At 67.2% G+C, this 22,253-nt stretch carries 20 protein-coding genes; 12 read left to right on the top strand and 8 right to left on the bottom strand.

What is annotated here, in order from left to right; genetic code table 11:
* Positions 1-81: 81 nt before the first annotated feature.
* Positions 82-1,812 carry a VCBS repeat-containing protein gene (locus tag IPI67_26365; GenBank protein MBK7583705.1) on the top strand — a complete coding sequence of 577 codons (1,731 nt, stop codon included), beginning with the start codon at positions 82-84 and terminating at the stop codon, positions 1,810-1,812.
* Between the two features lie 505 nt (positions 1,813-2,317).
* Complete coding sequence (locus tag IPI67_26370; protein MBK7583706.1) at positions 2,318-3,535, top strand: HNH endonuclease; 1,218 nt, start codon at positions 2,318-2,320, stop codon at positions 3,533-3,535.
* 436 nt (positions 3,536-3,971) lie between these two features.
* Here IPI67_26370 and IPI67_26375 read toward each other — a convergent pair whose 3' ends face one another.
* From IPI67_26375 to IPI67_26385, 3 genes are read right to left on the bottom strand one after another with little or no spacing between them, the layout of a single operon-like run.
* Positions 3,972-5,480, bottom strand: a complete 1,509-nt coding sequence (locus IPI67_26375) for a GMC family oxidoreductase (GenBank protein ID MBK7583707.1) — start codon at positions 5,478-5,480, stop codon at positions 3,972-3,974.
* On the bottom strand, positions 5,477-5,980 hold the full coding sequence (locus IPI67_26380) for a hypothetical protein (protein MBK7583708.1): 504 nt from the start codon (positions 5,978-5,980) through the stop codon (positions 5,477-5,479). Before IPI67_26380 ends, IPI67_26375 begins: the two co-directional genes overlap by 4 nt.
* Before the next feature lie 32 nt (positions 5,981-6,012).
* Positions 6,013-7,062, bottom strand: a complete 1,050-nt coding sequence (locus IPI67_26385) for a M20/M25/M40 family metallo-hydrolase (protein ID MBK7583709.1) — start codon at positions 7,060-7,062, stop codon at positions 6,013-6,015.
* Between the two features lie 202 nt (positions 7,063-7,264).
* On the opposite strand from IPI67_26385, the gene purE reads away from it, so the two are divergent.
* From purE to IPI67_26400, 3 genes are all read left to right on the top strand, one after another.
* Complete coding sequence (gene purE, locus IPI67_26390; GenBank protein MBK7583710.1) at positions 7,265-7,735, top strand: 5-(carboxyamino)imidazole ribonucleotide mutase; 471 nt, start codon at positions 7,265-7,267, stop codon at positions 7,733-7,735.
* Positions 7,736-7,737: 2 nt separating this feature from the next.
* Entirely contained in the window at positions 7,738-8,829 is a 1,092-nt protein-coding gene (locus IPI67_26395) for a 5-(carboxyamino)imidazole ribonucleotide synthase (GenBank protein ID MBK7583711.1), read from the top strand.
* A 120-nt stretch (positions 8,830-8,949) separates the two neighbouring features.
* Positions 8,950-9,723, top strand: a complete 774-nt coding sequence (locus IPI67_26400) for a hypothetical protein (GenBank protein MBK7583712.1) — start codon at positions 8,950-8,952, stop codon at positions 9,721-9,723.
* Between the two features lie 16 nt (positions 9,724-9,739).
* Here IPI67_26400 and IPI67_26405 read toward each other — a convergent pair whose 3' ends face one another.
* Positions 9,740-10,321 carry an SCO family protein gene (locus IPI67_26405; protein ID MBK7583713.1) on the bottom strand — a complete coding sequence of 194 codons (582 nt, stop codon included), beginning with the start codon at positions 10,319-10,321 and terminating at the stop codon, positions 9,740-9,742.
* Entirely contained in the window at positions 10,318-11,373 is a 1,056-nt protein-coding gene (locus tag IPI67_26410) for a 2-dehydropantoate 2-reductase (GenBank protein ID MBK7583714.1), read from the bottom strand. The genes IPI67_26405 and IPI67_26410 overlap by 4 nt, the downstream gene beginning before the upstream one ends.
* Positions 11,374-11,766: 393 nt before the next feature.
* Here IPI67_26410 and IPI67_26415 point away from each other — a divergent pair, with 393 nt between their 5' ends.
* On the top strand, positions 11,767-12,249 hold the full coding sequence (locus IPI67_26415) for a GNAT family N-acetyltransferase (GenBank protein MBK7583715.1): 483 nt from the start codon (positions 11,767-11,769) through the stop codon (positions 12,247-12,249).
* On the opposite strand, the gene IPI67_26420 is transcribed toward IPI67_26415, so the two are convergent.
* A complete protein-coding gene (locus tag IPI67_26420; GenBank protein ID MBK7583716.1) occupies positions 12,239-13,327 on the bottom strand; it encodes an SGNH/GDSL hydrolase family protein in 1,089 nt (362 codons plus the stop codon). The genes IPI67_26415 and IPI67_26420 overlap by 11 nt on opposite strands.
* A gap of 104 nt (positions 13,328-13,431) precedes the next feature.
* On the opposite strand from IPI67_26420, the gene IPI67_26425 reads away from it, so the two are divergent.
* The 4 genes from IPI67_26425 (at position 13,432) to IPI67_26440 (ending at position 19,088) form a co-directional block, all read left to right on the top strand.
* Positions 13,432-14,220 (top strand): carbon-nitrogen hydrolase family protein, encoded by a 789-nt coding sequence (locus IPI67_26425; protein MBK7583717.1) that lies wholly within the window; start codon positions 13,432-13,434, stop codon positions 14,218-14,220.
* Positions 14,221-14,385: 165 nt separating this feature from the next.
* Positions 14,386-15,759 carry an NAD(P)/FAD-dependent oxidoreductase gene (locus IPI67_26430; GenBank protein ID MBK7583718.1) on the top strand — a complete coding sequence of 458 codons (1,374 nt, stop codon included), beginning with the start codon at positions 14,386-14,388 and terminating at the stop codon, positions 15,757-15,759.
* Positions 15,760-15,774: 15 nt separating this feature from the next.
* On the top strand, positions 15,775-17,223 hold the full coding sequence (locus IPI67_26435) for a hypothetical protein (protein MBK7583719.1): 1,449 nt from the start codon (positions 15,775-15,777) through the stop codon (positions 17,221-17,223).
* Positions 17,220-19,088 carry a HEAT repeat domain-containing protein gene (locus IPI67_26440; protein MBK7583720.1) on the top strand — a complete coding sequence of 623 codons (1,869 nt, stop codon included), beginning with the start codon at positions 17,220-17,222 and terminating at the stop codon, positions 19,086-19,088. Before IPI67_26435 ends, IPI67_26440 begins: the two co-directional genes overlap by 4 nt.
* A gap of 134 nt (positions 19,089-19,222) precedes the next feature.
* Here IPI67_26440 and IPI67_26445 read toward each other — a convergent pair whose 3' ends face one another.
* Both IPI67_26445 and IPI67_26450 read right to left on the bottom strand, forming a co-directional pair.
* Entirely contained in the window at positions 19,223-20,254 is a 1,032-nt protein-coding gene (locus tag IPI67_26445) for a potassium channel protein (protein MBK7583721.1), read from the bottom strand.
* 1 nt (position 20,255) lies between these two features.
* Positions 20,256-21,260, bottom strand: coding sequence for a TIGR01777 family protein (locus IPI67_26450; GenBank protein ID MBK7583722.1), 1,005 nt, complete (start codon positions 21,258-21,260; stop codon positions 20,256-20,258).
* Between IPI67_26450 and IPI67_26455 the strand changes: the two genes are divergently transcribed.
* Positions 21,259-21,885: a hypothetical protein gene (locus IPI67_26455; GenBank protein ID MBK7583723.1), complete on the top strand. Its 627-nt coding sequence runs from the start codon at positions 21,259-21,261 to the stop codon at positions 21,883-21,885. The two genes, IPI67_26450 and IPI67_26455, sit on opposite strands and share 2 nt — an antisense overlap.
* Complete coding sequence (locus IPI67_26460; protein MBK7583724.1) at positions 21,882-22,253, top strand: hypothetical protein; 372 nt, start codon at positions 21,882-21,884, stop codon at positions 22,251-22,253. The genes IPI67_26455 and IPI67_26460 overlap by 4 nt, the downstream gene beginning before the upstream one ends.

A 22,253-nucleotide genomic window follows, 5' to 3' on the forward strand; every position in this document is an offset into this window, starting at 1 on the left:
TTGGAGGTCAAGCGGTCGTGCATGGCGGGCGCAGGCACCGCCTCGCTTGACAGACCTGCTGTACGAAGGTCCGCTTGGCTCATGATCACGAAGCGACGTTGGGTGGTCACCCTCGGGCTCATCATGCTGGGCTGCGGCGGCGACGATTCCAGCGCCGCGGGCACCGGCGGCAATGGCGGCGGCGGCAACTCCGGCGGCAGCGGCGGCAGCGGCAACTCCAGCGGCAGCGGCGGCAGCGGCAACTCCGGCGGCGGGCCGGTCACGCCTCCCCCCCCGTCGTGCAGTCCTTCCGCGAGCGGGTCGAAGGGCGCCGTTGCAACGCCCACACTCCGGGCCACGTTGCCCGGGAGCTGGGACGAAAACTGGTTGGCGTCGCCCGCGCTCGTCGACGTCGATGGCGACAAGAAGCTCGATATCGTCGCGGCGCGCCACTCGGTGCTCTACGTGTGGCACGGCGATGGCACGAAGCTCTGGCAGACCGCCTGGGCGAGCTCCGCATCGAATTCTCCCGAGCACGGCCAGAGCCGCATGTGGGCGTCAGCGGTCGTCGCTGATTTCGATGCTGATGGCGACGTCGAGATCGCGGTCGGCAGTGACGCGGACTCGAGCTCCGGTGTCAACGTCGCGGTGTACGACCACAAGGGCGAGCTCTTGCCCGGTTGGCCGGTACACTTCGGGGCCAGCGACGAGGTTCGGGCCATCGCGGCCGCCGACGTCGACGGAGACGGCAAGCTCGAGGTGCTGGTGAACAAGACCAACAAGGGTCCCGCCACCGCGGTCTACGAGCTCGACGGCAAGATGCACCCGGGCTTTCCGCAGGTCAGCCCGAGCTGCAATCCGCCTGCTCCCGCCGAAGAGTGCTGGGACTTCGGCGGCTACAATCAGAACATCGCCGCAGGCGATCTCGACGGCGATGGGGTGGACGATGTCGTGTCCAGCTACGACGCCATCGTCTTCGGGATCTTCAAGGGCGACGGTACGCCGTTTCCGACCCACGCGAGCTTCGCGGACAAGGTCGTCACCTCCGTCGAGGCGTACCACGATCTGAAACTCTCCCAGCAAGGCTGGGGCACCGGCGATCGCTCCGAGTTCACCTATTCACCGCCGGTCATCGCCGACATCGACGGCGACGGCGACCACGAGATCGTGCTCGCCGGAGATCACGAGCATTCGAGCGACACGACCAACAAAGGCATCACCGTCTGGGTCCTCAATCACGACATGACCCGGCCTGCGGGATGGGATCCCCCCAAGGACTCCGGCTTGCCCATCGCGGCGAAGAACCTGGGGCAAAACATCGTGCCGACGCAGCCGAGCCCGAGCGTCGCGGATCTCGACGGCAAACCCGGCGATGAAATCGTGGTCCCCGCCTACGACGGCAAACTCTACGCCTTTGCGTCGAACGGCAGCGTGCTGTGGACCTACACCTTCGGCGTCTCCGCCAGCCCCTACACCGGCGCCGGCGAGGCGTTGATCGTCGATCTGAATGGTGACGGCTCACCGGAGATCTTGTTCTCGACCTACAGCTCCGGCGCGCCAAGCAAACCCGAGACGCCCGCCCATCTGATCGTGCTCGACGCTGGCGGCAACGAGCTACAGAAGGTGGAGCTGTACGGGCGCGGCTCCATGAGCGCACCGGCCGTCGCCGATCTCGACGGAGACGGCCAGCTCGAGCTGGTGATCTCGCTGAAGGACAGCTTGGGCGCGGGCAAGGGCGGCGTGCAGATCTGGGACCTGCCCGGCTCGAGCACGAATTGCGTGCTCTGGGGTACGGGGCGTGGAGGCCTGACGCGGCAGGGCTACGTGCCCTGAATCGGGGGTGGCGCGGCTGGCTACGAGCTCGGAACGCAGGGCGTTCCTCCACGTGTGCGTCGCGCACTGCCGTCGCATGCGTGGAACCGCCAGCGATTCACACCCAGCGCGCACCGTGCGCTCCCCCTCGGGCACCGAAGCGGTTCGCTGCCCTGCGAGCTAGCAAGCTCGAGGACGCTGCCGCTGCCAAGACCACCGAGGGCAATCCGTGCACCCCTCTTTGTTCGAGGTGTGCGAGAAGCGTGGTTCCGAGCTCTGCGCTCCGCTGAAGCGCGTGCGTGAAAAGAGCCGGCTGCGCGACGATTCGATTCACATTTTTCTTGACGGTTTCCGGGCACGCAGCGCGCGCTTGCGACGAGTCACGCGGATACCATCACGCGCTGCCACGAGGATGCGCGCTGTGCGCGCTTCGCGCATCGCGGTGACATTCGAAGCGTTCCACGTCGTGAGCGTCGCGCCTGGTGGCAGCGGTGAGGGCGAAAAATCGCGTGGTATGCCAGAAAGCATGCCTCTCCTCTCTTCGGTCTCCGATCTCGAGCTCCGCGAACGCCTCTCGGCTGCCGTCAGCACCGAGCGCGCTGCATCGACGGACGTCGTCTTTCACCTGGCGGAGCTCGACCGCCGTAAGCTCTATCTTGAGGATGCCTGCTCGTCGCTCTTCGCGTACTGCGTGGAGCGCCTGGGGTACTCCGAGGACGGCGCCAACAAGCGCGTGCGCGTTGCCCGCCTGGCACAGCGCTTTCCTCAGATCCTCGACGAGCTCGCGTCCGGTGAGGTGCACCTGACCGGGCTGTTCCTCCTCTCCAGGCACCTCACGGAGGATAACGTCGAGCAGCTCCTCGCCGAGGCTCGAGGGAAGTCGAAGCGTCAGCTCGAAGAGCTCATCGCCCGCTGGTCTCCGCAGCCGGACGTGCCGACCACCTTGACCACGATGGCGCCCGAGCCCGCGCAGACGGAGTTATCAACAGTGTCCGGGGCAGGTAACTCTGCGCCACCGCCTCGGCCCTCGATGCCTCGTGCTCGTCTCCAGCCCCTGTCGCCGGAGAGCGTGCGACTGGAGCTCACCGCTCGGACCGCGTTCCGCGACAAGCTCGAGCAAGCCCGGAACCTGCTCAGCCACGAAGTCCCCAGCGGCGACCTGGCGACGCTCCTCGAGCTCGGCCTAGACCTGCTGATCGCGGCCGCGATCCAACGTCGCTCGGGCGCGGGCAAGCCGCGCAAGCGTCGCGAGACGAAGCCGGGCTCACGACACGTGCCCGTCGATGTCCAGCGGGAGGTGCGGGAGCGGGATGGTGACCGGTGCACCTTCCGCGATGCTGAGGGGCGTCGATGTTCAGAGACCCGTTTCCTGACCATCGAGCACATCGTTCCCTTCGCGAAGGGCGGGCCGACCACCGTGGACAACTGCTGCCTGCTCTGCTCGGCTCACAACTCATACCGAGCGCGACAGGTGTTCGGCGACGAGCACATCCAGAACGAGATCGCGGGGGCTCGCGCTCGCCGCAAGGAGAACAGCACGCCTGCGGATCCGGCACTCGCGCCAGCGCCGGCACCTGCCGTCGCGCCCGAGCTCGAAGTGTTCGAGAAGGTGCGCTCGGCGCTGGTGCTCGCGGGGTTCAAGCGGGCCCAGGCACGGCACGCTGTCGAGCACGTGCGACTGCGCGGGATCGAGCCTCGGGTCGAACCCCTGCTTCGCGCCGCGATCGCCGTGCTCACACCCTGAGACGGTCCGGGCACACCCCCACAAAGGGTGTGCCGGCAGGTGCTCGTGGTCTCGGCAGCGGCAGCGTCGTGGGCACGAACGCGAGCGAGAGAGAGGAGCGCATCATGACTCGAAGGGGACGCGCCCGGCAGAGGCTCATCGGCATGCTGCAGAAACGCGTCGGCGAGGCGAGGACTGCGGACCAGCTTCGAAGCTTGCGCAGGCACCGCCTCCCGCCAGCGCCTGCGTAGTTGTTGCCCAGGGCCCCGCGCCGACCTGCTCTTTGACAACCCCCGCCCTGCCCGATCGCCTTCCGCCCACCGCCCCCGCCGTGACTCGCTGGCGCGTGCGCCCTGTGCGGCCGGCAAGCGCTTCCGCCGCCTCGGCTCGGGCCGCCACCCCGAGCTGATGGAGGACGTTCACGCCCGGCCCGGCGAGAATCGATCAGGGGTGCCGCTCACCCCACATGCCGGCTCAAATACCGCGCCAACGTGTAGATCCCGATCTGCGGCGGCCCGCCGATGCTGGTCGGAAACAGTGAGCCGTCGAGCACGAACAAGCCCGCCACCTGGTGATGCTCTCCCGTGCTCTTGACCACCGCCCGCCGTGGGTCGTCGCCGAGGCACATCGTGCCCATCGGATGCACGGCCGCCATCAGCATGCCGTGAGGCCGGGCGACGGAGCCCGGGATGGACTCGACCTCGTCGGGGCGCGACAGCTCGATGGGCGGCACACTCGGCACGAGCACCTTGGTTGCACCCGCCGCGAACAACAGCCGCGCGCAAGCTCGGACACCTCGGGCCAGTTGCTCCGAGTCAGACTGCGAGAGCACGTAGTCGATGCGCGGACGCCCATCCCTTCCCAGTGAGACGCGCCCCTCACTATCATCGTGCAGCATCGCAGTCAGGACCGCGATGTTGGGATAACGCAGCATCCACGCCCGGTGCCGCTCCCCGAAACCCGGCAACATGATGGCGGCCCCGATGGGATGCGCAAACGCGGTGGTGATCCAAACCCGCTTGTCACTGCCGGGCGAAAGCTCCAGAAGCTCCGTGCACTCGTAGCTCTGGGGGATGCCGCGCCAACCCTCGATGCGTTCGTCGAACAGCCCCGCAACCGCAACCCCGGGATGCATGCGCAGCCCTCGCCCCAGACGCGCATGGGGATCCGGCAGGCTGCTGGCCACACCGAGCGCCGGGCTGCCGATGGCGCTGCCGGCGAGCACGACCACATTCGCGTCCACGCGCACCTCCACGCTCTGGCGTCCGTCCACGCCAAGCGCCACGCCGACGACCCCTCGCGCGCGCCGCCCGTCGTGGAGAATGCGCGTCACCCGCACGTCCGAGACCACCCGCGCGCCGTGATCCATCGCATCGGGCAGCAGGATCTTCGCGGCGTTCTGCTTGGCGTCGTAGGGGCAGCCGATCTCGCAGAAACCGGAGCCCTGGCAGCCCTGTCGGTTGTGTTTCAGCGGGCCGCCCTTCCAGCCGAGCGCCGCCACACCACGCTCGAGCACCCGATTGTTGTTGTTGCGCCGCTCGGGTTCGATCTCACTCACCGAGAGGTCCCGCTCGACGCTCTCGAACACGGGCCGGAGCTCCGCCTCGGACAAACCGCTGACCGCATGCTCCCGCCCCCACAGCTCCAATATCTCCGGCGGCAGCCGCTTGCACAAGTTGATGTTGTGCACGGTGCTCCCGCCGACACCCCGGCCACCGATCACACGGATGGCCAGATCTGCCGTCGAGCGTCCGCCTCGCTCCTGGTACAGCAGCGGCATCATCTCGTCCTCGCGCTGAGTCATGTCGCGCGCCGAGAGCGCCGGCCCTTCCTCGAGGGCAATCACCTTCGCACCACGCCGCGCGAGCTCACTCGCCGCCATGCCCCCGCCAGCACCGGTGCCGACGATCACGACGTCCGCTTGCCAGCGCGACGCACCGGTGAGCCGGCGACCCGACTCGATCACCGTGGGCTCCACTTCACTGCGGGACCGCTGTAACCGAGGGCCGCAAACGCTGAGTCCTTCCGGTAATGGGCCAGCATGGATATGGCCTTCAATGCCTGAAAGCCCCCACGCAAGAGCCCCACCGGGTGTTGTTCCAGGCGCTCGAGCACGCGGTCTTGATCGGACGCCACGAGCTGGGTGAAGCGCGGGCCGCAGCCGGCAAGGAGCGGCGCGATGTGCTCGACGTAACCCAGCAGACCCAAGAGGTCGTCGCGATCCCGCTGGGCTAGCCCGGCCAGATACACGTCGGCGAACAGCCCCACGTCCGCGCTCTCGGGCGCGAGCACGCGGGCGCCCAACGCCTGAAACACCGCCCACTGCCACGGGCGAAGCGTGACGAGCCTCGGGCCGACGTCGCTCGGGATCGAGTAGTTGCCGCCTCGCACCAAGGCGATTCCACCGCCGATGGCGACGCCGGCAGCAGAAAACCAGCCGAGGAAGTTGCGTCGATCGGCCCGCACGCGGCAGAGCGTCGCATCGGCGCAGGATGTGATCAAGGCAAAGGCGGAGGCTTGCTCTTCTTGTCGGGCAGCAGCGCCTGCGTGTCACCCGTGAGCTCGGCGATCACACTCTCGAGCCCCACGACCAAGCGCGCCGCGCGTGCGTAGTCGAGGCGCTCGGGTGTGTCGGTCGGCTTGTGATAGTGGTCGTCACGAAAGCCAGCGGTGTCGGTGATCATCACCGCTGGCACACCGATCTGCCAGAAGGCCCAGTGATCCGACCAGCCAGCTTCCGGCAGGCTGTCCGGCAGCGCGGCCCCCACGGCGGGCAGGGTTGCGCGAGCGTTGAGCCCGTCCGCGACCAGCTCCACCAAGGTCTTCGAGGCCGGGTTACCCACGACGGCCACGAAGTTCCCCGTCTTCGGGTAGCGCCCCGAGAGCCCCGCCGGGAAACGCTGGCTACCCGCGACGTCGCTGTACACCCCGATGCTCTCGATGCTCAGCATCGCCGCGATCTTCTCACCCCGCGTGGTGATGCCCTTGGCGTAGAGCACACTGCCCATGTTCGCGGTCTGAAAATACGGGGGCTCTTCGTTGGCGAAGAACACGAAGCGCAGAGTGCGATCGGGGGTCGCGCCTTTGTAGCGGCGCGCGAGCGCGAGCACGGCCGCCACCCCCGAGGCGTTGTCGTTCGCGCCTGGGCTTCCTTGGGCCGTGTCGTAGTGCGCACCAACGAGCACGATCTCGTTGGCAGCTTGTCCTCCTCGCACCTCGACCGCGAGGTTTTGCACCGCGACGCCGTCGATCTCGTGACCGTCACGCGCAACGGCGTAACCCGCCGCTTCGAGCGACTCGACCAACCAGTCGGCAGCCCCAGCCAGCTCCCACTTCTTCTCCGTGTTGCGCTCGCCGAGCTTGGTCGCAAGCTCGGTGACGTCGCGGCGAAGCTCTTCCGCGGTGGCCTGCTCCCGACCCGTCAGCGGGACGACACCGCTCGGCTTCGCGATCACCCCGGGCGCGGGCGTCTTGGGAGAGGTCTGCGCCGCGTGATGCGGCGCACAGCCGGCGAAAACGCCCAAAGCCAGCAGCAGAACCTCGCGCATGGGGAGCTTCTACTCGCGCAGGAGCCGCGCGTCTCGCCACACCGCGGCGTACGAAGAAGCAGCCGCCCGCACTGAGCGTCCGCGCACCACGCTCTGCCTCGCGGGCAACCCAGCTGATTTCCTGCGGGACAAGCGCCGGAGGTCGAGGCTAGATTCGCCCTCCCCTTTGACCAAGAAAGTCGCTCCCCTCGTCGGTGTGATCATGGGCTCCCGGAGTGACTGGGAGACGATGCGCCACGCCGTCGAGACCCTCGAAGACCTGGGTGTGCCGCACGAGGTGCGCGTCGTGAGCGCCCATCGCACGCCGGATCTCTTGTTCGAGTACGCGTCCGGGGCGGAGGCGCGTGGGCTCGAGGTGTTGATCGCCGGCGCCGGTGGCGCGGCGCACCTTCCAGGCATGACGGCCAGCAAGACGACCTTGCCGGTGCTCGGCGTGCCGGTCGAGAGCAAGACCTTGAAGGGCATCGACTCACTCCTGTCGATCGTGCAGATGCCAGCCGGGATCCCGGTGGCCACGCTGGCGATCGGGCGCGCTGGAGCGGTGAACGCGGCGCTCCTGGCCGCAGCCATCCTCGGCGCACAGCACAGTGCAATCCGAGACGCTTACCGCCGCTTCCGCGACGCACAGACGAAGAAGGTCTTGGACAGCCCCGATCCGCGCAAGGGGAGCTGACCGTGCGCGTGGGCGTGCTCGGGGCCGGACAGCTCGGGAGAATGCTGGCGCTGGCGGGGTACCCGCTGGGCCTCGAGTTCTGCTTCCTGGACCCGACTCCCGCTTCACCGGCGGGCGCGCTCGCACCCCAGCTCGCTGCGCCCTGGAACGATCCTGAAGCGCTCGCGCGACTCGCCGAGTGTGACGTCGTCACGTTCGAGTTCGAGAACGTGCCGGTCGAGACCGTCGAGTCGTTGTCGACGAAGGTGCGTGTGCACCCGTCGGCGCTGGCGCTCGGGGTGGCCCAGGATCGTCTGCGCGAGAAGACGACCTTCCAGGAGCTCGGCATCCCGACGGCGAAGTTCATGGCGGTGGATGACGCGGCGGGCCTCGAGAGCGCGCTCGCGACCATCGGCCTGCCAGCAGTGCTGAAGACACGGCGCCTCGGCTATGACGGCAAGGGTCAGCGCGTGCTCCGCGGCCCGGACGACGTGGCGGAGGCGATGGCAGCGCTCTCCGGCACGCCGTTGATCCTCGAGTCGCTGGTGCCGTTCACCCGGGAGCTCAGCGCGATAGCGGTGCGCAGCCGCTCCGGCGAGACCCGATTTTACCCGCTGGTCGAGAACGAGCACGAAGCCGGGATCCTGCGCCTATCCCGGGCGCCGGCACCGGGGCTCGACCGCGGGCTGCAGGTCATGGCAGAGGGCTACGCGCTTCGCCTCCTCGAGCGACTCGACTACGTCGGAGTGCTCGCGCTCGAGCTGTTCGACGTCGACGGCACTCTCTACGCCAACGAGATCGCACCGCGGGTCCACAACTCCGGACACTGGACGATTGAAGGCGCACGCACGAGTCAGTTCGAGAACCACCTGCGGGCGGTGTGTGATCTGCCGCTGGGAGATGCGTCGGCCCTCGGCCCCTCGGCGATGCTCAACTTGATCGGGCGGGTGCCCCCGGCCGCGCAGCTGCTCGCCATCCCGGACCTTCACCTGCACGACTACGGCAAGACACCGCGGGACGGTCGCAAGGTCGGCCACTTGACCTTGCGCGCCGAGTCCGACGCCACCCTCGAAGCTGCAATCACCCGCGCCCGGGCGCTGATCGACTCGGGCTGAAGCCGGCGGATCCGAGAAAAACCGGCCCGTGGCCCCGGAGGCGAGCGGTTTTTCCCGGGACAGATCGGGTAGCCGCGGCTATAAGCGGACGCGCGTTCGGAGCTTCTTGGAGGAAGAATCATGAAGACGGCGATCACTTCTCTGTTGGGCTTGGGGATCTTCTTGGCCAGCGGCATTGCTGCGGCGCAGCAACCCTACGGAGGCGGCTGGTCCGGCAGCTACCAGCCCACGGCGCCGCCATCGCGCTCCAGCAGCGTCGACAACATCGGCGAAGAGGGTCAGCTGACGTTCGGCGTCGATCGCGTGATGGGTCTCTCCTTCGACCGCACCACGGTCACGCCGGACAGCGGCGGAGACATCATCTTCAAGAGCACGTCGATCTCACTCTTCGGTAACCCCGGCGGCGGTGGTGCAGCCCCGACACTGATGATCCCGCGCTTGGCCCTCGACTTCTTCGTCACCGAGGGCATCAGCGTCGGCGGCTCATTGATCTATTTCTCGCGCACGGGCGAGACCGAGACGGACGCGGGAACCGCCGATGGCGATACCACCACGACGTTCGGCATCGCACCGCGCGTCGGCTACGCGATGGCCTTCGACGAGACGTTCTCGTTCTGGCCCCGCGGCGGCATCACCTACTTCACTTCCAAGACCGAGACCCCCGGCACGGGCGGCGGTGGCAGCACCACGAACACGGTGAACGGACTGGATCTCACGATCGAGGCCATGGTGGGGATTTCCCCGATCGAGCACTTTGCGATCCTCGCCGGGCCGTACCTGGATCTGGGACTCAGCGGCAAAGCCAAGACCGAGCCGCCGACCGGACCCAGCAGCGAGGTCGACGCAAAGACGACCTCTTACGGTCTCTCCGTCAGCATCCTCGGTTACTACTGAGACCGATCGCACGCGCTCAGCGCGCGAGCTTCGCAGCCTGCTCGAGCAGTAGGGCCATGTCCTCGTCACTGCTCGAGCGGTAATAACCACGGATCTGCCCGCTCTTGTCCACGAGCACCAGGTGTGACCCGTGCAGGATGCCGAAGTCCGGCGCGTTGGCGTCGGCCTTGCCGTCGAGCGCTTGTTTGAAGCCCTCGATGCTGGTCTTCTTCACGGTCTCGTAGTCACCCGTGAGCAGCGACCACGACGTCGTATCGAGGTCGTTCTTTTTCGCGTACTCGGCCAGCACCGCCGGGGTGTCGTTCTCGGGATCGACGCTGATGCTGACGAAGCGCAGCTTCAACTGCTTCGCCTTGGCCTCGGTCTGCAGCGCCTTCATGCGTTTGGTGATCTTCGGGCAGACGGTCGGACAGCGAGTGAAGAAGAAGGCGAGGATCCAGGGTGTGCCTTTGAGCTCGCCGCTGCCAAAGCGCGCTCCGCTCTGGTCCGTCAGAGAGAACTCTCCCGCCGGGTAGAGCACCCTGGGCTCGTCAGTACCCTTGCAACTGGTCACAGCCAGGCAGAGCCCGAGCACTAGAAGCAGCGTGCGCACCTTCACCGTGTCCCGTCGTATAGCGCACGCAGCGTCGCTTGGGAGGCTTTCCGTTCACCGCGCGCGATGCTCCAGACCCAGTCCCGGGCCGCGGTGTTCACCGGCGTCTCGATGCCGTGTCTTTCGCTGCGAGCGATGACCTCCCCGTTCAGGAAATCCACCGCGGGTGGCCGGCCCCGCTCGATGGCCGCGAGCATGCTGGAGCGCAGCCGCCGATAACGCGCCCCGACCGCCAGCAGCAGCGTGTGCTTGGCGAGCAGACCTGGGCTGCCCGCCGCAGTCCGTTCTGATTCGGTCAGCGCGATCCAGTCCAGATCGAGCGTGCCGCTCACCTTCTCCAGTTTCACACTCTCGGTGCGGGCCACGGCCACGACCTCGGTCATCACCTCCAGGGCCAACCGGCGCACGTGCCGATGCCGCATCAACACTCCGAGGCGTTCCCCGCCGATCGTGCCGAGCGTGGAGATGGCGCAGTTGATGGCGAGCTTGCTCCAGCGAGCGCCGCGCAGGTTCTGGCTGATGCTCACCGGACCCACGGCCTCGAGCACCCGCCCGAGCTCCTCGAGGCGCGCATCGGTTCCACCGTCGAGCCGACCGATGCTGAAGCCGCCGGCGCTCGTCCGATCGTACACCCCCGGCTCGACCATGGATGCGCCCCACGCCACCACCGCACCGATCACCCGCTCGGGCCCAACGAAGCGCGCGACGCGCTCTTCGCAGAGGCCGTTCTGAAAGCAGACCAGTCGGCCATCTTCTGCAAGAAAACTCGCCGCGTGCTCGGCCGCGGCCTCGACCGCTGGCGGCTGCGTCGCGAGCAGGATCAGATCGAACGGCGTGACGTCCGGCTGCAGTCGCTCGTGGATGGCGGTGGGCCGTGACGCGTCGGGTGCCTCTTCGCCGGTCACGCGAACTCCATGCTCGCGCAGCGCGCCCGCGATCTCCGGATTCGTCGTGACGACCGAGACGTCGTGCCCGAGCGCGAGCAGGTTCCCGGCGATCACCCCGCCGATGGCGCCGCAGCCGACCACCAGGACGCGAGGCCCATTCCCTTCAGCCATGCCTCCAGGGACTAGCCCAATTTCGCCGGCGCGGCCTCAGACATCGACGAGGTTTCGAGCACTTACGCGCCGCGCCAGCCCCCGGGAACCTCAGAAACCATGCTTTTTTCCACCTGGAAACTTGCAAAGCTCGGCGCCCTCTTGTACGAGGGCCGCACACATTGGCTCACCTGAACGGGCCTGTGGGAAGAAGACCAATGCGACGCCTCCTCAAGCTCCTTGCTCGCCTCCGCCTGCCGATGCCGGCGCTGGCCTGAGTCGCTTGTACTGACTTTCGCACTCGACTGAGTGCGCTCCCTTATCCCTTACGGGCGCTTCCTTCCTCTCTTTTCTTAGCTCCGGCCGCTTGGCGCTCCCCCTCTCGCGCCCCGCCGACTCGCGAACGAGGCTCTGGTGCTGCACCTCCGCGACGCCCGTGACGACGACGCCGACGCGCTCATCCGGCTGATCGGGGACGTGTTCGCGGAGTACCCGGGCTGTGTGATGGACGCGGACGGCGAGCTGCCCGAGCTCCTCCAAATTGCGAGCTACTTCCGCGACCACGACGGAGAGTTCTGGGTCGCCGAGCGCGACGGGCTCGTCGTTGGCTGCATCGGCTACTCACCAGCTGCTGATCCAGCCGGGATCGAGCTGAAGAAGCTCTACGTGCAGGCGAGCGAACGAAAATCTGGGCTTGGCGGAATGCTCGTGGAGCGGGTCGAGGCCCGCGCGCGCGAGCGAGGCGCCCGTTTCATCGACCTCTGGAGTGACACTCGCTTCGTGACGGCGCATGCCTTCTACGAGCGCCGCGGATGGAAGCGGGGCCCGACGACGCGTGAGCTCCACGACAAGAGCTACACCGTCGAGTTCTACTTCCGGAGAGAGCTCACTCCGTGATCGTGTTCCAGAACAGGTTGGCGACCTGCTGATGCCCTTCCGGCGTCGGGTGAATGCAGGTGAGATCGAACCAGTTGCTGGAGTTCGGGATGTAACACTGCTGCTTCGTGTCGGCGAAGTTGAAGCCGTGCCCACAGAAGGCTTCACCCAGGAAGATCATGTCGGCCTTCGCGTCGACGGCGATCTTCATGTAACCCTCGCGAACCTTGACCAGCATCGCCGTGCCGGCGACCCACTCGCCAGATAGCCCGATCAAATTGCCGGTTGGACAGCTGCCGAGATTGCCGGTCAGGCCCGTGAACTCGTAGACGTTCGAGAACACCACCCAGGAGCCGTTGGGGAAGTTGGTCGGATCCTTCAGCCAGTCCACCGCCTTCTTCATGTTCGCGAGCGTCACGTCCGCTTTCACGCCCGCTTCGGCCGCCGACAACTTGTCCTTTGCCATCGACACCAGGTCGTTGCCGCCCATGGTGATGACCACCAAGGTCTTCTTCGGCTCCGCCGCCGGGAAACACTTGGGGATCTGGTTGTCACCCGCGAAGAAGTCCTTGGTCTGTGCGCCGTTCACCGCGCAGCTCGCCACCTCGATGTTGGGCCACTTCGCTTTGGCCAGGTCGGTGACCAGCTGTCGGTACACCTTGTTGGCTGGCGTCGGGAAAGTCCCGACGGTGATCGAGTCCCCGAGGAAGACGAGCTTCTCCGGATCCTGAATGTCCTGGATGTTGGTGCCCGAGCAGCTGCTGTTCAGCTTCGCGCCGAACTGGTCGTAGTCCACGTAGACGAGCCCGTCGTAGACGTCGGAGTAGCAGCCGGCCGCGCCGGTGCCGCCACCGCCGCTCGAGCCGGCCGCTCCGCCGCTTGCGCCACCCGTGTTGCCCGTGTTGCCCGAACCGCCACCGCCGCTGACTGCACCCGAACCTCCGGCGCCCGACGCACCAGCAGCACCACCCGACGAAGAACCTCCGGTGCTGCTCGCGTCATCAGAGCTCGAACCTCCGCAGCCGACGACCAGCACGAGACCGGCGCACGCGGCGCCCCAACTGAAATTACCAAGCATAGACTTTACCGATGGAAGCATGTTGGCTCCCTCCCGCGGTGATGCGGAGAGGTTAGACCAACGCGCGAAGTCGCGCCACCGCCGCGGCTTCCCGCGAACGTGCCTAGAGGGTATGGAGCCAAGCAATGCGGCTCATCCTGGTGCAGCCTCAGCTCCGACACAGTGACACCGCCGACAACCTCGGCAGAGTGCAGGAGAGCCTCGCGCGCTCCCAGATCGCCCCGCTATCCTCGGATCTCTTGCTCTTGCCGGAACGCGTCACGAGCACGGGATCTCGGGACGATTACCTGAGCGCCCTCACCGAGCTCGCGTCGAAGCTCGGGTGTGCGGTTGTAGGTGGTTCACACCATGAAGAGCGCGGTGAAGAGCGCGTCAACACCGGCACCGCCGTGTCCGCCACGGGCGAAATCCTCGGCAGCTACGAGAAGGTCAGGCCCTACGCCACCGAGCGCCAGTGGGTGCGCGGGGGGCAGCGCCCGGGCGAGCTGTCGATCGGCGGGCGGCGATTCATGGTGCTGATCTGCGCTGACTTCTGGTTCTCCGACCTGTTCCATCAGGCCGAGCACCTACCAGACGTGGTGCTCGTCCCGGCGCTGTCGGTGAGCCGCAAACCCGAGCCCGACTACTCGCGCGCCCTGTGGCGACACCTGGCCATCGCTCGGGCCTACGAGATGGGGACCTTCGTCGGCGTCAGCGACTGGGGACATCCCTCCGAGCTACCGATGCTCGGAGCGAGCGGCGTCGGGGGGCTCGCCGATCCGACGGCGCTGGACCCGTCGGAGTTCTTCACGCCCATCGGGGAGAGCGGCGCTCGGGCGTTCGAGCTGGACTTCGCGCGTCTCGAGGCGTTCCGCTCCGATCGCCGAGAGCGGGGTTTCTTCTGGAAACCGTCGGCAGCCGACGAGACGACCTGATGGCGGAACCCGGCCTGTGTTCGACGTGCCGGCACTGCCGAGCGGTGCAGAGTGCCCGCGGCAGCACGTTTTGTTTGTGTGAGCGCTCCCGCTCCGAGCCGGCTTTCCCCAAGTACCCCCCGCTTCCCGTGCTCCACTGCCTGGGGTACGAGACCAAGACCGCGCATGGCGAGCCCGAGCACGAAGACTGACGACGTCCCCCACGTCGTGATCATCGGCGGCGGCTTCGGAGGTCTGGCCACCGCCCGCGCTCTCAGCGGAGCTCACACCCGCCTCACGCTGGTCGATCGTTCGAACCACCATCTGTTTCAGCCGCTGCTGTATCAGGTCGCAACCGCCGGACTGTCACCGGCGGACATCGCCTACCCCATCCGCACCGTGCTGCGTCACCAGGACAACGCCCGGGTGCTCTTGGCGGAAGTGACCGGCATCGATCTGGCAGCAAAACACTGCGTGCTCGACGACGGCAGCCACCTGCCATTCGACTATCTGGTCGTCGCCGCCGGTGCCCGCACCAACTACTTCGACAAAGAAGCCGAATGGAAGGCGCACGCGCTGGGGCTGAAAGATCTCGACGAGGCGCTCGCGATCCGCCGGCGTGTCCTGCTCGCCTTCGAGGCGGCGGAGCGAGAAAAGGACAGTGTCGCGCGCCAGCGTTTGCTCACCTTCGTGATCATCGGGGGCGGCCCGACCGGGGTCGAGGTGGCCGGCGCCCTGAGTGATCTCGCGCGCACCGTGCTCGCCGACGACTTTCGCACCATCGATCCGAGCATCGCGCGGATCGTGATCGTCGAACGGGGCGACCGCCTGCTCGCTGGCGGGTTTCACCCCAAGCTCAGCAAGAAGGCACTCCGGCAGCTGGTCGAGCTCGGAGTGGAGGTGCGGCTTTCGACGACCGTCGAGCGTGTCGACCCGCGAGGCGTGAGCGTGAACGGAGGAGAACGCATCGACGCCGCCACGGTGCTCTGGACCGCCGGCATCAAGGCCCGCGGCGTCGCGCGCACGTTGGGCAGCGAGCTCGATCGAACGGGACGAGTCATCGTCGGACCCGACTGCCGCATCCCCGGCCAGACGCACGCATTCGCCATCGGTGACATCGCCCACATGGTGCAGGCGGGAGACACCGAGCCGCTGCCGGGCCTCGCGCCGGTAGCGCTGCAACAAGGCCGCTACGTCGGCCGGCTGATCGCCGAGGCAGCGCAGAACCCGAAGCCGTTTCACTACGTGGACAAGGGCGTGATGGCGACCATCGGCCGCTCCCGCGCGGTCGCGCAGGCCATGAGCGGTTCACTCAAGCTGAGCGGGTTCGTGGCCTGGTGCGCCTGGCTCTTCATCCACATCTGGTTCCTGATCGGCTTTCGCAACCGGGTCAGCGTGCTGGCCAACTGGCTGTGGAACTACGTCACCTACCGGCGCGGGGCGCGCTTGATCACCGGCGAACGCTCGTGGGATTTGCTGCCGGTGATCGCCGGGCACCCACCCACCCCAGAGCCAGAAGCAAGCCCTGCCGTCGAGCACGCCCCGGCCGCCGAGAGCTGATAAGTTCCGAGATCGATGACGGTCCCGCCGGAGCTCACGCAAGACCCCGCCGTGGTGGGACCGCTCGGCTCGCTGGCCCTCAGTGTGATCCGACCGCACACCTCCACCTTGGCGCTGCGCGCCCTCAAGTGGCATCGCGATCTCGAGCGCCTGGGCGTGCGTATGCCGCTGGCTGTGGCGCATGACCTCGGTTTGCTCCTCGCGTGCCCCAACGAGCAGCTCGAGCTGGTGCAGCGAGTCGAGACCAACGAGCTCGTGGCCGTGACCGGCGCAGCGCCCGCGCTGTTCGCCGGTTATCGACACATGATCGAAGAGGTCGCCGAGAGTGAGACCGCCCGCCGCTCGGGTTCACTGCGTCTCACCGACGACGTGATCGCCGTGCTCTTGGCCAAGCTGCTCGGGAGCATCGCTCGGCGGATACAGATTGCTCCGCCATACCCCACGGGAGTACCGCTCGACGCCGCCTTGGTCGACGGCATCGATGCCCAGCTGAAGACGCTGTTTGCAGCGATCCGTCGCGGCTTCGAGGTGGACGCCCTGACCCGTCTCACCGAGTCACGCCTGTACGTGCTCACCTTGGTCGATGCCATCGACCTCGACACACTCCAGCTCTTCGGCATGCTGGGGGGTGACGCTGGGGCTGGCGCCCTGGCACAGGTCGATCTCTTGGGTGTGCTCGGCGCGCCCGAGGCCAACGACGTGGTCGACTTCTCGCTCGAGATCTTGCCGAGTGTGCTCGAATCCAAAGCGCGCCCCGGGGCCAGCACCCACGCGGCGTTCGGGTACTCGGGCCTCGCGCGCAAGGGCAGCATCGACGGCCTGGTGTTGACGGAGCTCGCCTGGGACGAACAGGAGCTCATGCGGCGCATGGCCGACGACGAGGTGCTGTATTACGCGCGGGAGCAGGCCCAGGACGAAGCGCGACGGGTCCACCATTTCTTGGTCGACGCTTCGGCCAGCATGCGCGGCGAGCGGGCGACGTTCGCCCGCGGCATGGCCATCGCATCGGCGAAAAAGCTGCTCCTGGCGGGCGAGGACATCGTGTTCCGCTTCTTCGACTCGCGCCTGTACGAATCCCACCCGGCGCGCGCCGGCCAGCTGCCGATTGGTTACCTGCTGTCATTTCGCGGCGAACACGGGCGCAACCCCGCGCGCGTCTTCGCGGAGGTCGAGCGTGTCCTCGCGCTCGCCTCGACGCGCGACCCCCGCGAGCCCGTCGTGCACATCTTCACCCACGGTGCGCTCTACGTGCCGCGAGAGGTGATGGCGAGCATCAAGCGCCGCGCCAAGGTCTCGGCGTTGTTCATGCTGCCGTCGGGCGGTGAGCTCGATCTCGACTACCTCGACCTGCTCGACGCTCACTGGGTCGTGAGCCACGCCGCACTCGCCAGCCGTGCCGGGCGTGCCAAAGAGGCGCGTCGTATCCTCGGCACGCCCACACCCGTGCAAGAGGTCGCGTCGTGATCCGCCTGTTTGCCGGCCTCACCGCGCCGGCCTCGCTGGAGGACGCCTATTCGAAGGCGCGCCAGCAATCCGAGCGCGGGGACTACAGCAGCGCGCTCGAGACGGCGCTCGGGGCGCTCTTGGTCAGCCACGCCCGAGAGCAGAGTTACACCGCCCTGGCTCAACTGTTGACGGACGCGCTGGAGCGCAGCGGCGAACACCGCTCGGCGCTCAGCGTGGCCTGGTACACCAACGACCGCGGGCGGCAGTCACAACTGCTCGAACGCGTTCTGCCGGTGGACCGCGCCCGAACCTGGATGAAATGGGCGGACAGCGGCGCCGGGGATCCGGCGAAGCTCTGTGTGCAGGCCGCGCGGGAGCTCGAACGGGCGGGGCTCCTGGTGCGCGCCGCCGTCTCGTACGAAAAAGCCAACGACGTCAGCGCCGCGCGCGCGTTGTGGGCACGCCTGGGCGAGCTGATCGATAGCGAGCGGTCCGATCGCTACGCCGCCGGACTCTGCCGCTTCAATCTGGCACGAATGTGTCGCACGGCCGGCGATGCGCGGGGTGCACGCGAAGCCACCATCGCCGCGGTTCACCGGCTGGAAGAGGCCGCCGATCGCTTCGAGAGCATGGGCCAGCGCGAGCGCGCCTTCGACTGTTACCACGTGCTGATCGAGATCGGCTCTGCCACGGACACCTTCGAACACGTGCTCGAAGGCTGTGTGAACGCCATCCGGATCTTGACCGAAGATCATCTGCGATATCACGCGCTGCGTTTGTACGAACACTCCATCAAGCTCGCCAGCTTCGCAGGCGAGCACGCCGGGGCGGCCACCCTCTCGCGCGAGATGACCGAGTACGCACGGCGTCAGGGCCTGCTCCGGGTCGCCGAGCGCGGCACGCTCGAGCAAGCAGAGCTGTGGGCCACCGTCGCCAGGGAGACGGCCGAGCGCCAGGGGCCGACCCACCTGGTGGAGAACGCACTCCTGGCCAGCCTCATCTCCAGCGCCGAAGCCGGGCAATACACCCGGGTCGGGAAGCTGTACGAACAGCTGTCGAACCTCGACTCCGAGTCATCCCGACGACAGCACTACGCGCGTGCTGCGAAACGCTACCTGGGCGCCAAAGACACGCCGCTCGACCCGAGCTTGCGCGACGAGCGCCTGGGCGAGCACATCGGCCCACCGGACGTGTGGCACGTAGATCTGCTCGAGTGGGAGGGGCGCGGGAGTGCATCCGAGGCGTGTGCGGACGTGCTGCTCGATCCGTCCGAGGAGAGTGATCGCGTCACCCGGCGCACTTCGCTGGTCGCACGCCTCGCGGCGCTGGCGGCAGAGGGAGCAAAACCAGCGGAACAGCCCAAAGCCCTCGGTCTCGTCGCAGACCACCTGGCACCGATCGGTTTGTACGGCCTGCTCGCGGCCCTCGAGTCCCTGTTCGGGAATGACAACGTGTCCGTGCGACTATCCGCGGTCCGGGCGCTCTCGCGCTACTACTACAAACGCACGTTCGTCACGCTCGAGCGAGCGCTGGTCGACCCGAGCCCCGAGGTCGTCAAAGAGGCAGTGGCCGCGCTCGAGCGCCTGCGCTTCGACCACGCCTTCGACCCGCTCGCGCGCATCTACCGCAGCTCCACCCGCAGCGACGCTCGCCTCGCGGCCCTGCGTTCCATCGCCCGCATCGACGCCATGGAGGCCGCAGAGCTCGTGCTCGGTGTGCTGGAGCACGGCAGTCCCGAAGAGCGGGAGGCGGTCAGCAGCGCGATCAAGGCGGGGCGCGGCAATCGGTTCGTCGAGGTCGCACGAGCCGCCTTCCCCGACGCGTCGAAACAACTCAAAGCCACGCTGACCGACGTACTCCGCTCCCGCGGCATGCTGCTATGAGCCCACCAGCTCCGCTCAATCCAATTCCTCCCCCTTCCGCCTTCCTGTGAAATCTCTGCTTCTCCGATTCCGCCCAATCCCAAATCCTCCCCCTTCCGCCTTCCTGTGAAATCTTCTTCCTCGCCGCCCAGTCGTCACTCCCCCGCCAGCAGCGCCCGCAGCTTGTCCACGTTCGCGTGTTCACCAATCACGATGAAGTGGCTGCCGGCCTTGACGACCTGGTCGGGCAACGGGTTGTAGACGTACTGGCCGTCCGGCTCGTGCAGCGCGACCACCAGCAGATTGGTGCGGTCACGGATCGGAATCGTGCGCAGCGTGCGCCCAGCCCACTTGCTGCTCGCCGGCATTTCGACGAAGTCGAAGATCATGTCCTTGTCGACCCGCAGATGGTCGAGCAAAGCGGTGACCTTCGGTCGCACCAGCTCGCTGACCAGCCGATGCGCACCCACCCGATTCGGGCTCACCGTCGAGTCGGCGCCAGCACGCTTGAGCTTGCTCTCGTTCTCGATCTCGACGGCCTTCGAGATGATGCGCGCGTCGGGGTTGAGCGTGCGCGCAGAGAGGGTGATGAACAGGTTGTCGCGATCATCCGCCAGCGCAGACACGACCCCCGCCGCCCGGGTCACTCCGGCCTCGATCAACGTGTGATCCTCGGTGGCGTCCCCCACGATGTAGAGAAGACCGCCCTTGACCTCGTCGCTGAGTCGCTCGAGCAGAGCCTCGTCGCGATCGATGGCAACGAAGTCGCGCCGCCCGTTGGCCAGCTCTTCGACCACGTATTTTCCAGTGCGACCGCAGCCGGCCACCACGAAATGATTCTTGAGCGCTTCGATTCTCTTCTGCATGCGTCGTCTCCGAAACGCGCGTCCAATGACCCCCTCGATCAAGAGCGCCGTGAGGGTCGACTGGAAGAACGCGATCGCGGCCAGGCCGCCCATGATCAGAAATCCCGTGACCAGCCGCACTCCCTGGTGGCCGTACGCGCCGGGGAGCTCCGAAAAACCCACCGTCGACACGGTGTAGACCGCAAAATAGACGGCGTCCCAGAAGCTCCAGTCGCCGCCCCCGATCAGCCATATGCCGCCCGCGCCGACCACTATCACGAGGTTGAGCAGCAGCATGGCGGTGAGCACACGCCGGACGGACGGGTCGATGAAGTTCGCCATGTCAGCTCAGCGCTGCCCCAAGGGCGCTCTCCACGCTTGCATGCTGCCACACGTAACCCGCAGCCTTCATCTTTCCTGGCACCGCGCGCTGACCCGTCAGCAACGGCTCGGCGCCCTCGCCAAATCGCAAGCGCAGCGCCGCACCCGGCACCCGCAGCCACGACGGCCGCCCGAGGGCTTTGCCGATTGCACGAGCCAGCTCCGCCTGAGTCACCGCGCCCGGCGCGACGACGTTGACCGGACCGGTGATGCCGTCGTCTTCCACGGACCGCATCAACATCCCGATCACGTCGTCCACGTGAACCCACGAGATCACCTGCTCACCGCTGCCGATCGGGCCGCCCGCGAACAGGCGGAACGGCTTGGCCATCTCGTCGAGCGCACCTCCGCCCTTGCCCAGCACGATGCCCAAGCGCGCAAGGACGACCCGCACACCGGAGGACGCCGCCTCGAGCGCCTCACCCTCCCAGGCGACACACAGCCGGGCCAGGAAATCGCTCCCAGGAGTTGCGGACTCGTCGACACTCGATGCGCCTTCGCGCGCTCCGTAGTATCCGACTGCCGACGCCGAGACCAAGACCCGCGGCACCGGGGAGGCGGCGGCGATGGCCGCGACCAGCGCGCGGGTCGTGTCGACTCGACTCGACTCGATGCGCCGCTTCGCTTCGACCGTCCAGCGCACCCCCACGGCTTGCTCGCCGGTCAGGTGGACGACCGCGTCCACTTCGGAGAGCACGTCGCACCACGTGCCAGGCGCCGCTGCGTTCCAGACCACCGCGCGCAGGGGACTCGGAAACTCCGGGACCTGACGTTCGGAGCGAACGAATGCCGTTACCCGGTGCCCGCGCTCGGCGAGCGCGCCGACGAGCCGCCGGCCGATGAACCCGGTCGCTCCCGTGACAAGAACTCGAGTTTCGGCCAAGGCGCGTCGATTTGTACTTCTTTTTGGCGTCGGATTGGAGCGTGGCTGGACGGCGCAACGAATTGAGTCTACGAAATCGCCCATGAACAAGGCTTCGCTGCTCACTTTTGCGGCCCTCGCCGCGTCGACGACCCTGGGGTGCGCGGGCAAACCTGCTCCTCCGTTCGACACGCTGAAGACCGCAAACCTGACCGCCTTCCGCCTGCAGAACTTCGAACAACCGGTGACCGCACCGCAACCGGGCCAGCCGCAGGGCATGGTCCCCGGGCTCCCGCCCGAGATCAGCGCCTGGGTTCAGCAGGGCGCTCAAGGACTGCAAGCGCTGCTGCCGCCCGGACTCCTCCCCCCGGGCATGATGAACCCGCAACAGCCCATGGCCGCGCAGCCGGTGCAGGACACCACGCCGCGGTTCCACGGCTTTCGTATCCTCAGCCAGACTCAGGTCATGGATGAGGACCTCAAGGCAGAGCTCGGGAAGATCCTGGGCAAAGAGAGCAACTTCGACAACAACCACGCCGCGTGCCTGTACGCCGAGATGGGTCTCTCGTTCACCTCGGGTGGACCGTCGAACGACATGCTGATCTCGTATTCCTGCAATCAGGTCGCCGCCAAGACCTTCGCCTGGCCGCACCCCGCAACGGGCATGAAACCCAAGACCGTGCAGCAGCTCGCCGACGTGGTTCAGAACCTCTGGCCGCCGGGCTCGTGAGCGGCGCCGGGGAGGCGCACCAGCTCGTCGAGGGCGACCAGCTGGTTCTCGCGGCGCTGTTGCGCCTGCTGGTGCGGCTCGACGGGAAGTTCTCAGGCGAGGAACAAGAGGCCCTGGAAGATCTCGCCAGCGAGTTCGGTGAAAAATCGTTCTGGCAGCTGATGGACGAAGCGGGGCTCAAACTCCCGGACGAAGCGACCATCCACGCGGCCATCGACAAGGTCGACAGCCCCGACGCTCGGGAGCTCATCTACTCACTGATCTTGCGCGTGGCTCAGAGTGACTGCATTCAAGGTCGCGAGCAGGGCCTGCTCGATGCGCTTCGGAAGAGCTGGCAGCTCGACGAGCAGGGTTCGCCCTACCGCTGA

This window comes from Myxococcales bacterium (assembly GCA_016706225.1).
Classification (GTDB): Bacteria; Myxococcota_A; Polyangia; order Polyangiales; family Polyangiaceae; genus JADJKB01.

Excerpts from the sequence above, each read along its gene's own strand:
- IPI67_26430 (MBK7583718.1), top strand. The coding sequence starts at position 14,386 with ATGGCGAGCCCGAGCACGAAGACTGACGACGTCCCCCACGTCGTGATC.
- IPI67_26450 (MBK7583722.1), bottom strand. The coding sequence starts at position 21,260 with ATGGGCGATTTCGTAGACTCAATTCGTTGCGCCGTCCAGCCACGCTCC.
- IPI67_26425 (MBK7583717.1), top strand. The coding sequence starts at position 13,432 with ATGCGGCTCATCCTGGTGCAGCCTCAGCTCCGACACAGTGACACCGCC.
- IPI67_26400 (MBK7583712.1), top strand. The coding sequence starts at position 8,950 with ATGAAGACGGCGATCACTTCTCTGTTGGGCTTGGGGATCTTCTTGGCC.
- IPI67_26420 (MBK7583716.1), bottom strand. The coding sequence starts at position 13,327 with ATGCTTCCATCGGTAAAGTCTATGCTTGGTAATTTCAGTTGGGGCGCC.
- IPI67_26410 (MBK7583714.1), bottom strand. The coding sequence starts at position 11,373 with ATGGCTGAAGGGAATGGGCCTCGCGTCCTGGTGGTCGGCTGCGGCGCC.
- IPI67_26365 (MBK7583705.1), top strand. The coding sequence starts at position 82 with ATGATCACGAAGCGACGTTGGGTGGTCACCCTCGGGCTCATCATGCTG.
- IPI67_26435 (MBK7583719.1), top strand. The coding sequence starts at position 15,775 with ATGACGGTCCCGCCGGAGCTCACGCAAGACCCCGCCGTGGTGGGACCG.
- IPI67_26370 (MBK7583706.1), top strand. The coding sequence starts at position 2,318 with ATGCCTCTCCTCTCTTCGGTCTCCGATCTCGAGCTCCGCGAACGCCTC.
- IPI67_26445 (MBK7583721.1), bottom strand. The coding sequence starts at position 20,254 with ATGGCGAACTTCATCGACCCGTCCGTCCGGCGTGTGCTCACCGCCATG.
- IPI67_26385 (MBK7583709.1), bottom strand. The coding sequence starts at position 7,062 with ATGCGCGAGGTTCTGCTGCTGGCTTTGGGCGTTTTCGCCGGCTGTGCG.
- purE (MBK7583710.1), top strand. The coding sequence starts at position 7,265 with ATGGGCTCCCGGAGTGACTGGGAGACGATGCGCCACGCCGTCGAGACC.
- IPI67_26455 (MBK7583723.1), top strand. The coding sequence starts at position 21,259 with ATGAACAAGGCTTCGCTGCTCACTTTTGCGGCCCTCGCCGCGTCGACG.